This is a genomic window from Amorphus sp. 3PC139-8 (assembly GCF_040750475.1).
Taxonomy (GTDB): Bacteria; Pseudomonadota; Alphaproteobacteria; order Rhizobiales; family Amorphaceae; genus Amorphus.
Window position 1 is genome coordinate 1 of record NZ_JABJVY010000014.1, and the last position, 14546, is coordinate 14546.

Sequence of the window (14546 nt, forward strand, 5' to 3'; positions counted from 1 at the left end):
CACATGGCGTCACGTCGGGCATCTCGTCCAGACCATCCCATCCGACGAATGCGCCAACTACTTCCAAAACGCAGGATACGCTTCCGTCACAAAATGACACGCTCTAGCGCCGTAAACCTTCACACACCGAGATAGCGGGCCTGGGCCTCGGCGTCGTCGGCGAAAGCGGCCATCGTGCCGCTGTAGGCGACGCGACCCTGCTCCAACAAGATCACGCGGTCGGCGACGGTTCGGGCGAACTCCAAATTCTGTTCCGACAGCAGCACCGATAGGCCCTCCGCCTTGAGCGCCCCGACCGTTTCCGCCATCTCCTTCACGATCAGCGGCGCGACGCCCTCCGACGGTTCGTCGAGCAGGAGAAGCAGTGGATTGCCCATGAGCGTGCGCGCGACCGAGAGCATCTGCTGTTCGCCGCCCGACATGGCGCCGCCGCGTCGACCGGGCATTCGAGCCAGGTTCGGAAACAACCGAAACAATGTCTCCGGCGTCCAGACCGGCGCGGAGCTGCCATCCGGCCAAGTGCGCGGGGGGTGGCGGCCGATGTCGAGGTTCTCCTCCAGCGTGAGGCCGGTGAAGATGCGCCTCTCCTCCGGGACATAGCCCAGCCCAAGCCGTGCGATGCGATGGGGCGGCAAAGTGTCGATTGCCTGGCCCAGAAAGCGGATGTCGCCGCGTCTGCGGTCGACCAGGCCCATGATCGACTTGAGCGTGGTCGACTTGCCGGCGCCGTTGCGACCCATCAGGGCAACGACCTCGCCCCTGCCAACCGTGAGCGACACGTCAAACAGGATCTGCGCCGCGCCGTACCAGGCGGAAAGCGCCTTCACCTCAAGAGCGGAACGCGCAGACGGGGACACCGGTGTGCCGCCCGCATCCGGCTCCCCGTCGATCATGCTCATGTCTCCGCCTCCTCCGGACCGCCCAAATAGACGGCCTGGACATGCGGGTCGGCGCGGATTTCCTCCGGCGTGCCGCTGGCGATCAACCGTCCGGCGGCAAGCACGAGAATACGGTCGGCAAAGGCGAACACGACGTCCATCGAATGCTCGGTGAAAAGCACCGCAACGTCGCCCTCGGCGACCACGTCGCGGGTCAGCGTCACCAAGGCGGCGCGTTCGTTCGGCGCCATGCCGGCGGCGGGTTCGTCCATCAGAAGCAGGCGCGGCCGGCCGGCAAGCGCCACGGCAAGTTCCAAGCGCTTAACGTCGCCATAGGCGAGCGCACGGGCGGGCCGATCGGCGGCATCGGCAAGGCCGACGCGGGCGAGCAGCGCCTGCGCTTCATCGCGCTTTTGACGCGGCAGGCTGGCGAAGGCGGGCCAGCGAATGGCGCGCGCCGCCGAGACGAGCGCCATCTGAACATTTTCGACGACGGTCATGGTCGGGAAGGTCGCGGCGATCTGGAAGGTCCGCCCCACGCCTTGGCGAAAAAGCGCGCGTGGCGGCAATCCCCCGACGCGCGCGCCGAACAACCGGACCTCGCCCGCATCGGCGGCAAGCTGGCCGTTGACGATGTTGAAGCAAGTCGACTTGCCGGCCCCGTTCGGCCCAATCAGGGCCACGACTTCGCCGGCTTCGACCGAAAAGCTCACGTCCTCGAGCGCGATGACGCCACCGAAGCGTTTGGTGAGATGCTCGACCGCAAGCACGCTCATCGCGCCCTCCGCGGTTTGAACCGGGAAAGCGCGGCCATCCCGCCCATGATCCCACCGGGCAGGAACAGCACGATCACCAGCAGGATTCCGCCAAGGGCCGCCCGCCAATAATCGGTCAAACGCGACACCGTGTCGGCGAGCCAGGTAAAGGCGGTCGCACCGACGATCGGGCCGGCCAGCGACTGAATCCCGCCCAGGAGCACCATGGCGAGGCCATCGACCGACTTTGCGATCGAGGCGATCTCCGGCGAGACCGAGCCCTTGGCGAAGGCAAACAGCGCGCCTGCGAGCCCCGCCGCCGCGCCCGCCAGGATGAAGGCGAACCAGTGGATCCGGACCACATCGATGCCGATCGCCTCGGCCCGCAGCGGCGAGTCGCGCCCGGCGCGCATGGCATAGCCGAAAGGCGAAAACACCACGGCCCTCAGACAAAGAAGCCCGCCAACTGTGACCGCCAGGGCCAGAAGATAGGTGCCGGCGCGACTATCGAAGGGAGCTGCCGGCCACACCCCGAACAGACCGTTGGAGCCGCCTGTCACATCCTCCCATTGGTAGAGGATCGACCAGACGATCTGGGCGAAAGCGAGCGTCAACATCGCCAGATAGACGCCAGACAAACGCACGCAGAACCAGCCGAACAGCACCGCACCGAGCCCGCCGGCCACCGGCGCGAGAAACATGGCCGGACCCATGCCAAGGCCGAGCTTGGTAACGGCGATCGCGCTGGCATAGGCGCCAAGGCCGAAATAGGCGGCATGGCCGAACGAATGAAGCCCCGCCGGCCCCATGATAAAATGCAGGCTGGCCGCGAACAGGACGGCGATCAGAATATCGGTGCCGAGCACCAGGGCATAAGGCGCATCGGCGGCGGCGACCGGCAGCATCGCCAGGGCCGCGACGACAACCAGCGCGGCCGCACGCAGCGGCAGGGAGGCCGGACGTAGCGGCGCCTCGGGTTCGCCCGGTGCCCGCACCGGGGCCGGAGGCGCTCCGAGAAGCCCGTAAGGCCGGATCACCAGCACCACCGCCATGACGACGAATTCGGCGACCAAAGTGAACTTGGAGACGTTCACCGCCATCCCGAACAGCTCGATCCGGCCAATGCCGATGCAAAGTGCCTTGATCTCCGCAATCAGGATCGCGGCGAGAAACGCGCCCGGTAGCGAGCCCATTCCCCCAACGACCGTGACCACGAAAGCATCAGCGATGACATCGAGGTCGAGGGTCAACGTCGCCGGCTGGCGCGGTAGCTGGACCGCGCCTGCGAACCCGGCGAGACCCGCGGCAAGCGCGAACACGGCCGTGAAGAGCAACGCCTGATTCACGCCCAGGGCCGCCACCATTTCCCGGTCTTCCGTCGCCGCCCTAATGAGGCGGCCGAAACGGCTTTTGGTCACGAGAAGATGGAGTCCGAGCAGCACGACGGGACCGACGGCGATCAGAAACAGATCGTAGCTCGGAAAGCGCCGACCCAGGATCGTCACCGCGCCGGTCAAACCTGGCGCGCGCGGTCCCAACAGATCTTCCGGACCCCAGATCGCCAAGGCGGCATCATTGAGGACCAGAAGCACGGCAAAGGTGGAAAGAAGCTGGAACAGCTCCGGTGCCCGATAAAGCCGGCGCAGCACCAGAATTTCGATTACCGCGCCCAGCAGCGCAATCGCGAGCGCGGACGCGACGAGGCCGCCCCAGAACCCAAGTACGCCACCGATGGCGGTCGCAAACGACCAGGCCGCGTAGAGCCCCAGCATCATGAACGAGCCGTGGGCGAGATTGACGATTCGCGTCACGCCGAAGACGAGCGACAGCCCGGCGGCCACCATGAACAAGGTGGACGCTTGCGCCAGCCCATTGAGAGCTTGGAACAGGAGGCCGTCGAGCGTCATCGGCGTTCAGGCGCCGCCGGAAATTCGGCCCGGTGCCGAGCCGGCTTCAGTCGGCCGGCCTGAGTTTGCGCACCGTTTCATCGTCCGGCAGCACCTCGTCGCCGGCAACATAGCGGAAATCGACCATCCGGCCCTTGCCGTCGACCAAATCCAGGCTCCCGACATAGGCTCCGAGCGTCGACTGGTGGTCGACCGGGCGGAAGGAAATCTCGCCGAACGGCGTTTCCACTTGCAGTCCCTCGAAGGCCTTGATCAGCGCTTCGGTGTCCGTGCTTCCAGCCTTCTCGATGCCTGCCGCCAGCGCCTTGATGGTGGAATAACCCACCACGGAGCCAAGCCGCGGATAGGTGTCGAACTTATCGCGATACGCCACCAGGAACGCGTCGTGAGCGGACGTTTCTATCCCATACCAGGGATAGCCGGTCACGGCCCAGCCGGTCGGCGTGTCTGCGCCAAGCGGATCGAGATATTCCGGCTCGCCAGTGAGCAAGCTCACGACCGCCGTCTCGTCGAAAAGACCGCGCGTCTGGCCTTCGCGCACGAACTGCGCGAGATCTCCGGCGAACAGGACGTTGAAGATGCCGTCCGGATTGCTGTCGGCGATTGCCTGGACCACGGCGCCGGCATCGATCTTGCGCAAGGGCGGCGCCTGTTCGCTAACGATCTCCGCGTCCGGCACACGTTCCTTCAGGAGCTCCTTGAAGGTCTCTGCGGCCGAGGTGCCATATTCGTAGTTCGGGTAGACCAGCGCCCAGCGTTTGGCGCCGGACTGTTCCACCGCGTCCATCAGCATGGCAACCTGCATGTAGGTCGAAGGCCGAAGACGGAAGGTATAGCGGTTGCCGTTCTCCCAGGTGAGCTTATCGCTCAGAGGCTCGGAAGCCAGGAAGAACACTTTGCGCCGCTTGGCATATTCCGACACGGCAAGACCGATATTGGAAAGGAAGGTACCGGCGAGGACATCGACACCCTCGCGCGCAACCAGCTCATCGGCGGCCCGCACGGCATCGCCTGGCGTGGCTCCATCGTCGCGGGCGATCACTTCCAGCGGCTTGCCCAACACGCCACCAGCGGCATTGACCTCCTCGACAGCGAGCTCCATGCCCTTCGAATAAGGTTCAAGAAACGCCGGTATCGCCTTGTAGCTGTTAAGCTCTCCGATCTTGATCGTGTCGTCTGCCGCGCTCGCCCCCGTGGCCGCGAGCGTTAGCGCCGCCGCCGCAAAGGCTGCGATGCGAATGCGTGCCGTCATGATGTTCTCTCCCTATCCGCCGACAAGTCGGCCGCTGCCGATTGTTCGTCGGACCCCATGTCATGCGCCGGAAACCACTCTCACATGCTCTCTTGGTCCGGACATATGCTCAGATTGAGCATCCCCAAGTCGCGAACCGCTTGCAAGGCCCCCACCGGGACCCAGCAATGCACACCCGGCAGGGCTTCGCCAAGACGGGAGAGCATGCTGAGCTTTGACGCATGGGAGGAAGGGACGGAAAACCGCTGCGCACTTTTCCTGGCTTTGGCTTTTCCTCCGCAAAGCCGGACGGAAAACCGCTGCGCACTTTTCCTGGCTTTGGCTTTTCCTCCGCAAAGCCGGACGGAAAACCGCTGCGCACTTTTCCTGGCTTTGGCTTTTCCTCCGCAAAGCCGGACGGAAAACCGCTGCGCACTTTTCCTGGCTTTGGCTTTTCCTCCGCAAAGCCGGACGGAAAACCGCTGCGCACTTTTCCTGGCTTTGGCTTTTCCTCCGCAAAGCCGGACGGAAAACCGCTGCGCACTTTTCCTGGCTTTGGCTTTTCCTCCGCAAAGCCGGACGGAAAACCGCTGCGCACTTTTCCTGGCTTTGCTCTCCACCAGCGCGCGACCGCGCGCCGGCCACACTTGGCCGCCCACCCGGAGCCGGTGAGCGAAGCGAACTCGGCGTGAGGGAAAAGAGTTTTAACAATCCAACGTCTGGTGGCGTTCCCAATCGGTCAAGTGGCGCGAATAATCCGTCCACTCCGCCATCTTCATCTTCACGTAGGAGGAGGAAAAGTCCCCGCCGAGCCGCTCCTTCAAGGCCCCGTCGGCATCGAACGCACGGATCGCGTCGATCAGATAGAGCGGCAGTTTGCGCGCCTCCACCGTGTGTCCGTCGGTGTACATATTGACGTCGAGCAACGGTGCCCCCGGATCGGCGGAGCCATCGATCCCGTTTAGGCCAGCAGCCAGGAACGCCGCCAGCATCAAATACGGATTGGCGGAGCCATCCGGCAAGCGGAACTCGAACCGGCCCGGATCGGGCACACGCACCATGTGGGTTCGATTGTTGCCAGTCCAGGTGATGGAATTCGGCGACCAGGTGGCCCCGGAAGCGGTCACCGGCGCGTTGATGCGCTTGTAGCTGTTGACCGTCGGATTGGAGAGCGCACAGATGCCTTCCGCGTGGGCCAGAACGCCCCCAAGGAAGGAAAGCGCCAGCGCGGAGAGGCCGAGATCATGGCCCTCATCCAGGAATAGGTTGGTCGCCCCCTCCCGGTCCCAGACCGAGACATGGGCATGGCAGCCATTGCCGGTGAGATCCGCAAACGGCTTCGGCATGAAGGTCGCACGCAGGCCGTGCTTTTCCGCAATCGACTTCACCATGAACTTGAAGAAGGCGTGCCGATCGGCAGTGACCATGGCATCGGCATAGTCCCAGTTCATTTCGAACTGGCCGTTGGCGTCCTCGTGGTCGTTCTGGTACGGCGCCCAGCCGAGCGAAATCATCGCATCACAGATCTCCGACACGACGTCGTAACGCCGCATCACCGCCGACTGGTCATAGCAGGGCTTGGCGTCCACATCGCGGGGATCGGAAATCGCGTCGCCTGACGGATCGATCAGGTGATATTCGGCCTCCACGCCGGCCATCATGCGATAGCCGCGGCGCGCCGCCTCGTCGAGAAGCGTCGCCAAGACCCGCCGGGGCGCCTGCTCCACGGGTTTGCCATCCATGACGAGATCGCTCGCGACCCAGGCGACCTCCGGGTTCCAGGGGAGCTGGATCACCGTCGTCGCATCGGGAACGGCGAACATGTCCGGATCGGCCGGCGACATGTCCAGGTAAGTCGCAAAACCGGCAAATCCGGCCCCGTTCTTCTGCACGGCCCCGATCGCCGTCGCAGGAACCAGCTTTGACCGTTGCACGCCGCGCAGGTCGGTGAAGTTTATGAGGAAATATTTGACGCCCTTCTCGCGGGCGAACGCGGCGAGGTCGGTCATGGTCTCAAGGTCCTCTGGATTGGGTTCGGTCTTCGCGGGAGTGGAGGAAGGGATTGGTTGGTCTGGTTGACGCAGGGCTTCTCCGGCCCTTTGCCGCAACTTCGGACGGCAAAGCGGCTTCCGCTTCGCCTTGTAGCGCTCAGAACCCTTGTCCGGGGATCCAACCCGTACCGGCAAGCGGCACCCGAGCCATGGCGGCGGCTTCAATCGTGAGCGCCTGCAGGTCTTCCGGCTCCAGATGATGGATGTGGCTTTTGCCGCAGGCCCGGGCGAGCGTCTGTGCCTCCAGCGTGAGCACGCGGAGATAGTTCGCCAGTCGATGACCGGCCTTGACCGGGTCCAGCCGTTTCTCCAGCTCGGGGTTCTGGGTTGTGATGCCGGCGGGATCGTTGCCGGCCTGCCAGTCCTCGTAGAAGCCCGCGGCGGTGCCGATCTTCTCGTACTCGTCTTCCAGGTCCGGCCGGTTGTCGCCGAGCGCGATCAGCGCCGCCGTGCCGATGGAGACGGCATCGGCACCGAGCGCGATCGCCTTGGCCACATCAGCGCCGGTGCGGATGCCCCCCGACACGATGAGCTGCACACCGCGCCGGTGAACGCCGAGCTCCTTCAGCGCATCCGCCGCAAGCCGCACCGCCGGCAGGGTCGGGATTCCCACGTGCTCGATGAAGCACTCCTGCGTCGCCGCAGTGCCGCCCTGCATGCCATCCACCACGACGACATCCGCGCCGGACTTCACGGCCAGCAGCGTGTCGTAGTAGGTCCGCGTCGCACCGACCTTTACGTAGATCGGCTTTTCCCAGCCGGTCAGCTCGCGCAGCTCCTCGATCTTGATCTCCAGGTCGTCCGGCCCGGTCCAATCGGGATGGCGGCAAGCGGAACGCTGGTCGATATCTTCGGGCAGCGTGCGCATTTCGGCAACGCGCTTGGTGATCTTCTGGCCGAGCAGCATACCGCCGCCACCGGGCTTGGCGCCCTGCCCCACCACCACCTCGATCGCATCTGCTTTTCTGAGATGGTCCGGGTTCATGCCGTAGCGCGACGGCAAAAGCTGATAGACGAGCTGGTTCGAATGCCCGCGCTCCTCGTCGGTCATGCCGCCGTCGCCGGTGGTGGTGGAGGTACCGACCTCGTTCGCCCCGCGCCCCAGGGCCTCCTTGGCCCGCGCCGACAGGGAGCCGAAGCTCATGCCGGCGATGGTGATCGGAATTTGCAGGTGCAGCGGCTTCTTGGCGAAGCGCGAGCCAAGCACCACGTCGGTGTCGCAGCGCTCCCGATAGCCTTCCAGCGGATAGCGCGACATGCTGGCGCCCAAGAACACCAGATCGTCGAAATGCGGCACCGCCCGCTTCGCGCCGAAGCCGCGGATACGATAGATGCCCTCGTTCGCCGCGCGCTGGATCTCGTGGATCGCGGCGCGGTCGAAGAGATGGGATTCCCTGAGATGAGGCGCAGGCTTGGTCATCATCGATCCTTCCAGGCCGGCGCCCACTCCGGGAGAGCCAGCCGTTCGATCTTGGCATCTGCGATCATGCAAACGGTCGGCCGTCAGTAGCTGCCGACGTTGTCGATCTTGAAATTGTAGAGCTGGCGAGCGGAGCCGAACCTGCGGAAGCTCGCCGGATCACCGGTGAGGCCCGCGCGGGCAAGCAGTTCCGCAACCGTCTTGCGGTCGTCCTCGGTCATCTCCTGCTCCTCGCAGTCAGCGCCGAGCTTGCCGGTCTTGCCGGCGACGTAGATGACGGCCTCGTAAAGGCTGTCGCCGAGCCCATCCTCCGCATCGCCGCAGACCACCAGCCGGCCGGCCTGGGCCATGAAGGCGGAGTTGTGGCCGACCGAACCCTTCACCACGATGTCGATCCCCTTCATGGAGATGCCGCAGCGTGCCGAGGCCGAGCCTTCAATCACCAGCAGCCCGCCATGGCCGGTGGCCCCGGCAGATTGGCTGGCGTCGCCCTTCACCCGGACCAGGCCGGACATCATGTTCTCCGCAACCCCGACCCCGGCATTGCCCTCGACCGTGACGGTCGCGTTCTGGTTCATGCCGGCGCAGTAGTAGCCGACATGACCGCGCAGGGTGACGGCGATCGGCGCCGTCAGGCCGCAGGCAAGCGCATGGCGCCCGCCCGGATGCAGCACCTCGTAGGCCGCATTCGAACGCGGAGCCTCCGCCTGCAGGCGGGCGTTCAAGTCCCTTGTGGTGGTCGTGGCGAGATCGATCGCATCCATGGCTGTCAGGCTCGTCCCCAAGCGTAGACGGTGGCGGGCCGCGGTTCCCATACCGTGGCGGTCTCGATACCCGGCAGACCGGCGAGCGCTCGGAACTCCGAGGCCATCGCCACCCAATCGTCGGTCTCGGCCATAACGGCCGGCTTGCAGGCGATCGGGTCGCGCAGCACGGCAAAGCCGTCCTTTGTCCCAATCGCGAAGGTGTAGAAACCGTCGAGATCGACAAGCGCGGCTTCCAACGCCTCCGCGAGGTTCGCGCCTTCCGACAACCGCCAGGTCAGATAGGCGGCGGCGACTTCGGAGTCGTTGTCGGTCTGGAACGGGATGCCCTTATGGGTAGCAAGCCACTCCCGCAGGCCATTGTGGTTGGAGAGCGAGCCGTTGTGCACCAGGCAGAGATCGTCACCGGTGTTGAAGGGATGCGCCCCCTCTGTCGAAACCGCACTCTCCGTCGCCATCCGCGTGTGGCCGACGGCGTGGCTGCCCGCCATGCCCTGCACCAGGAAACGCTGAAGCACATCCTTCGGCAGGCCGATGTCCTTGTAGATCTCCAGCGAGCGGCCAGCGCTCATCACGCGCACGCCGGCGGACTGGGCAAATACCGCATCCCTCAGCACCATCGGGGACGCCCCACCGGCTAGGATTGCGTGGTTCGCCACCTGGGTCGCCGACACCGGGGCGCCGAGCGCATCTGCCAGTTCACCGGCAAGCGCCTGCCAGCCGAAATCCAGATCGGGATGATAGGCGACAACCTTCGCCGCCCCCTCTTCCTCGCCGCGATAGACCGCGATGCCGGCGGAGTCGGGACCCCGGCCCGACATCTCGATCAGCATCGGCGAGAACAGGGCACCGAGCTCGCCTCGCAGCTCAGGATTTTTCAGATAAAGGCCGACAATGCCGCACATGGGACGCTCGCTCGCTGCCGGTTGATGACGCGCGCCACACAGAAGCACATTGCCTATAAGGATACAAGTTTTCTTATAAGGAAATTATCGAGGAAGCACATCTGTCGCTGCCCGACTCTCGGGATGCCCACTCCAAACGAAAACACCCCGGGAAATCCCGGGGTGCCATGTCGCAGTTCAAAGATGAAAAGTGAGCCGTTTGTCGCCCGATCAGTCGAAGAGATCCGCGCCGAAGCGGTAGGTGATGCCGACTCCGACCGAGAACTGGTCTTCGCTGCCGGCTTCCACCACCGGCGAATCGGCTACGTCGCCGATATAGCGGGTGTAGTCGGCCTGCAGGTGCAGCTTGACCTTCTCGGTCCAGTCGTAGCTGATCCGGCCGCCGAGCCCGACATCGGTGAAGCCACCGGACGGATCGTACTGGTTGAAGGCGGAGGTGTTGGCTTCGGCCGCGCTCACGCCGAAATAGGTCTCGACATATTCGTCGTTGGCGAACCCGACCCGCGGGCCAAACGAGACCTGGATACGCTCCATCGGGTCGAGCACCAGGTCGAGGCCGGCGCTACCGACGATGCCGTTGTGGCCGGTGAAGCCGTATCGCACCTCCGCGAAGGCGCGGAACATGTTGTAGCGGTAAGCGATGCCTGGGCCCAATTCGAAGGCGAAGTCGACGTCGTCCATGCCCTTAAGGTAGGAGGCATCGTCGGACGACCGCGAGCCCACGAAGTTGATCGAGGGATAGAGCGAAAAAGCCCGCTTCGGCGCCGATACCAGTTCGCCGAACACCGGGAGCTTCAGGTAGCTCACCGCGAACAGCGGATAAGGCAGCACGATATAGTCGTCGGAACTGGCGAATTTCGGCTGCACCTGCGCGCCGACACCGAGATCGAACACGATGTCGTTGCGACCGGCCTGCTCCGCCGTCAGCGTGTCGTCCATGGCCATGGCCGACCCGGCAGTCGCCGCGAACGCGCCGAGGGCAAGAAGGACGGTGGATTTACGCATCACGCTCAACTCTCCGCACTGAGCTCGGTACCTTTAAAAGTCAGATTTTCTTATGCCCCTCAAATCACGAGGGCGCGAGTCCCGAAGCCGCTGTTTTCGCCTCCAATTCTCGAGGCGATGCATTTATGCATCGCTAACGCGGTCGTGATCGCGCCTAATCGGCAAACACGATCAGCAGATCCTTGGCATCGATCGCAGATCCCGGCGTGATCAGGATTTCCGAAATGGTGCCGGCGCGTTCCGCATGCAGCGTGGTTTCCATCTTCATGGCTTCGATCGTCAGGAGCACATCGCCGGCAGCGATCGTTTGGCCGGTTTTCACCGCAACCGTCGCGACCACACCCGGCATAGGCGCAGCAACATGGGTCGCGTTGCCTTCCTCAGCCTTGCGTTTGGCTCCGGCCGCCCCTGCCCCATGAGCCCGGTCCGGCACCCGGATCGTGCGCGGCTGGCCGTTCAGCTCGAAAAACACGCGCACCTGGCCTTCGTCGTCCGTCTCGCCAATGGCAAGACACCTGACCACCAGCGTCTTGCCCGGTTCCAGATCGATCAACGCCTCCTCGCCGTCGGCAAGGCCGTAAAAATAATTCGGCGTCGGCAGGACGTCGGTCGGTCCGTAGGTGTTTTCCGTCTTGGCGAACTCGGTAAAAACCTTCGGGTACATCAGATAGCTAGCGAGATCGGTATCATCGATCGGCTGGCCGGCCTTCTCGCTCGCCTCCCGGCGCAGCGCTTCCAGATCGGCCGCCGGAAGCAGCGCGCCAGGTCGCTCCGTGATCGGCGCCTCGCCTTTCAGCACCTTTGACTGAAGGGCTTTCGGAAATCCATTCGGCGGCTGACCGAGCTCACCGCGAAAGAACTGAATCACCGAATCGGGGAACGAGACGTCGCGCTCGGGATCGAGCACCTCCGCCGGTGTCAGGTCCGAAGCCACCATGGCGAGCGCCATGTCTCCCACCACCTTCGACGATGGCGTGACCTTGACGATATCGCCAAACATCTCGTTCACGGCAGCGTAGGTCTTGGCCACGTCGTGCCAGCGATGTTCCAGGCCAAGCGCACGGGCCTGCTCCTTCAGATTGGTGAACTGGCCGCCGGGCATTTCGTGGAGATAGACCTCGGAGGCCGGCGCCTTCAGGTCCGGCTCGAACGCGGCATATTGGTTGCGCACGGCTTCCCAATAGAAGGAGAGCCGACGGATCGCGTCGCCGCTGAGGCCGGTTTCGCGCGGCCCGCCAGCAAGGGCAGCCACGATCGACCCGAGACATGGCTGGGAGGTCAGACCGGAGAGCGCATCGGTCGCCGCATCGACGGCATCCACGCCTGCTTCCACCGACGCCAGCACTGTCGCCGCCGATGCGCCGGAGGTGTCGTGGGTGTGGAGATGGATCGGCTTGTCGGTCACGTCGCGAAGCGCCTTGACCAGCACGCGCGCCGCCGCCGGCTTCAAGAGCCCGGCCATGTCCTTGATCGCGATGATGTGGCAGCCCGCGCGATCCAGCTCTTCGGCAAGCTTCAGATAGTAGGCCAGATCGTAGGTCGGGCGGGACGGATCGGTAAGGTCCCCCGTGTAACAAATCGCCCCCTCGGCGAGCTTGCCGCTTTCGCAGACCGCATCAATCGCGACCCGCATATTTTCCACCCAGTTGAGACTGTCGAAGATCCGGAAGAGATCGATGCCGGCGTCTGCGGCCTGGCCGATGAAATAGCGCACCACGTTGTCGGGATAGCTGGTGTAGCCAACCCCGTTGGCGCCGCGCAGCAGCATTTGCAGGAGCAGATTCGGCGCCGCCTCACGGATGCGCGCGAGCCGAACCCAGGGATCCTCAGTCAGAAACCGCATCGCAACATCGAACGTCGCCCCACCCCAACATTCCAGCGACAGGAGCTCCGGCAGCCCGCGCGCATAGGCCTTCGCGCCTTCCGCAAGGTCGATGGTGCGCATGCGGGTCGCCAACAGCGACTGATGGGCATCGCGAAGCGTGGTGTCGGTAACGAGCACGCGCTCCTCCGCCCGCATCCAGTGCGCGAACGCGTCGGCTCCGTCGCGATCGAGCCGCTGCTTGGTGCCGTCCGCAGGCGCCTGTCCGAAATCGGGGAGCACGGGAAGGGCCGCTTCCGGGTTCGGCCGCGGCCGAGCGCGGACTTCCGGATGCCCGTTGACGGTAACGTCGGCGAGATAGGTCAGAAGCTTGGTCGCCCGGTCGCGCCGTCCCACCTGCTCGAACAGGCTGCGGGTCTCGTCGATAAAGCGCGTGGTATAGCTCGCCGACAGGAAGGTCGGATGCGAGATCACGGCTTCCAGGAACGTCAGGTTGGTGGCGACGCCGCGGATGCGAAATTCGCGCAGCGCCCGGTCCATTCGGTGGGTCGCCTCTTCCGCCGAGGGGGCCCAGGCGGTGACCTTTTCCAGAAGCGGATCATAGAAGCGGGTGATCACCGCGCCGGAATAGGCGGTGCCACCATCGAGTCGGATGCCGAAGCCGGTCGCACCCCGATAGGCGGTGATACGGCCGTAGTCGGGCACGAAATTCGCCTCCGGATCTTCCGTCGTGATCCGGCACTGGATTGCATGGCCGTGCAGCACGATCTCATCCTGGGGCGGCACCCCGGACCCCGGCTCGCCGATCCGCGCGCCATCGGCGATATGAATCTGCGCTTTCACAATATCGATGCCGGTGACCTCTTCCGTCACCGTGTGCTCGACCTGGATGCGCGGATTGACTTCGATGAAGTAGACCGCGCCGGTGTCGGCATCCATCAGGAACTCGACGGTGCCGGCGCCGCGATAGCGCACCGCCCGCCCGATCGAGAGCGCATAGTCGGTCAGAAGTGCGCGTGTGCCCTCGTCGACATAGGGCGCGGGGGCGCGCTCCACCACTTTCTGATGGCGCCGTTGCACCGTGCAGTCGCGCTCGAAAAGATGCACCAGAGTGTCGTGGGAATCGCCGAGGAGCTGGACCTCCACATGGCGCGCCCGCTCGACGAGCTTCTCCAGATAGACGTCGTCACGTCCGAACGCCGCCTTCGCCTCGCGTTTTGCGGTGGTCACCTCGGCGACAAGCTTCGCGGCATCGGTGACCACCCGCATACCGCGTCCTCCGCCGCCCCAGGATGCCTTGACCATGACCGGCAGGCCGATCTCCTCGGCAAGCCGCAGGATCTCGTCGGGGTCGTCGGGCAGCGGATCTGTGGCCGGCATCACCGGCACGCCGGAGGAAATCGCGATTTCGCGAGCGGATACCTTGTCGCCCAGCGCGCGCATAGTGTCCGCCGTCGGCCCGATGAAGATCAGGCCGGCCGCCACACACGCATCGGCGAAATCCGGGTTCTCGGAGAGAAAGCCGTAGCCTGGATGGATCGCGTCGGCGCCCGATTCGCGGGCGACCCGGATGATGTCGTCGATGTCCAGATAGGCCTCGATCGGCCCTTTCCCGCGCCCGACTTGATAGGCCTCGTCGGCCTTGAAGCGGTGCAGCGCGAGCTTGTCTTCCTCCGCGAACACGGCGACCGTCGCCAGACCCAGCTCGTTCGCCGCCCGAAACACGCGGATCGCGATTTCGGACCGGTTCGCAACCAAGATCTTAGAGATCGCCATTCATTCGTCCTCCCCTTGTCGCACCGCATCAT

11 protein-coding genes are annotated in these 14546 nt (G+C 64.6%); 1 reads left to right on the forward strand and 10 read right to left on the reverse strand.

Annotation, left to right across the window (positions count from 1 at the left end; all coding sequences use genetic code 11):
• Nucleotides 1–119: 119 nt before the first annotated feature.
• The 4 genes from HNS03_RS14065 to HNS03_RS14080 are packed head-to-tail and all read right to left on the reverse strand — an operon-like array spanning nt 120 to nt 4792.
• A complete protein-coding gene (locus HNS03_RS14065; RefSeq protein WP_367196248.1) occupies nt 120–893 on the reverse strand; it encodes an ABC transporter ATP-binding protein in 774 nt (257 codons plus the stop codon).
• Between the two features lie 2 nt (nt 894–895).
• Nucleotides 896–1654 carry an ABC transporter ATP-binding protein gene (locus HNS03_RS14070; RefSeq protein WP_367196135.1) on the reverse strand — a complete coding sequence of 253 codons (759 nt, stop codon included), beginning with the start codon at nt 1652–1654 and terminating at the stop codon, nt 896–898.
• Nucleotides 1651–3540: an ABC transporter permease gene (locus HNS03_RS14075; protein ID WP_367196136.1), complete on the reverse strand. Its 1890-nt coding sequence runs from the start codon at nt 3538–3540 to the stop codon at nt 1651–1653. The genes HNS03_RS14070 and HNS03_RS14075 overlap by 4 nt, the downstream gene beginning before the upstream one ends.
• 46 nt (nt 3541–3586) lie before the next feature.
• Nucleotides 3587–4792, reverse strand: a complete 1206-nt coding sequence (locus HNS03_RS14080) for an ABC transporter substrate-binding protein (RefSeq protein ID WP_367196137.1) — start codon at nt 4790–4792, stop codon at nt 3587–3589.
• A gap of 221 nt (nt 4793–5013) precedes the next feature.
• Here HNS03_RS14080 and HNS03_RS14085 point away from each other — a divergent pair, with 221 nt between their 5' ends.
• Nucleotides 5014–5463, forward strand: a complete 450-nt coding sequence (locus tag HNS03_RS14085) for a hypothetical protein (protein WP_367196138.1) — start codon at nt 5014–5016, stop codon at nt 5461–5463.
• A 12-nt stretch (nt 5464–5475) separates the two neighbouring features.
• Here HNS03_RS14085 and glnT read toward each other — a convergent pair whose 3' ends face one another.
• From glnT to pyc, 6 genes are all read right to left on the reverse strand, one after another.
• Entirely contained in the window at nt 5476–6780 is a 1305-nt protein-coding gene (gene glnT, locus HNS03_RS14090) for a type III glutamate--ammonia ligase (RefSeq protein ID WP_367196139.1), read from the reverse strand.
• A gap of 139 nt (nt 6781–6919) precedes the next feature.
• Nucleotides 6920–8242, reverse strand: coding sequence for an FMN-binding glutamate synthase family protein (locus HNS03_RS14095; protein ID WP_367196140.1), 1323 nt, complete (start codon nt 8240–8242; stop codon nt 6920–6922).
• A gap of 83 nt (nt 8243–8325) precedes the next feature.
• Nucleotides 8326–9006 carry a protein glxC gene (locus HNS03_RS14100; protein WP_367196141.1) on the reverse strand — a complete coding sequence of 227 codons (681 nt, stop codon included), beginning with the start codon at nt 9004–9006 and terminating at the stop codon, nt 8326–8328.
• A 5-nt stretch (nt 9007–9011) separates the two neighbouring features.
• Entirely contained in the window at nt 9012–9911 is a 900-nt protein-coding gene (locus HNS03_RS14105) for an amidophosphoribosyltransferase (protein WP_367196142.1), read from the reverse strand.
• Nucleotides 9912–10121: 210 nt separating this feature from the next.
• Nucleotides 10122–10916 (reverse strand): MipA/OmpV family protein, encoded by a 795-nt coding sequence (locus tag HNS03_RS14110; RefSeq protein ID WP_367196143.1) that lies wholly within the window; start codon nt 10914–10916, stop codon nt 10122–10124.
• Nucleotides 10917–11070: 154 nt separating this feature from the next.
• Nucleotides 11071–14514 (reverse strand): pyruvate carboxylase, encoded by a 3444-nt coding sequence (gene pyc, locus HNS03_RS14115; protein ID WP_367196144.1) that lies wholly within the window; start codon nt 14512–14514, stop codon nt 11071–11073.
• Nucleotides 14515–14546 lie beyond the last annotated feature (32 nt).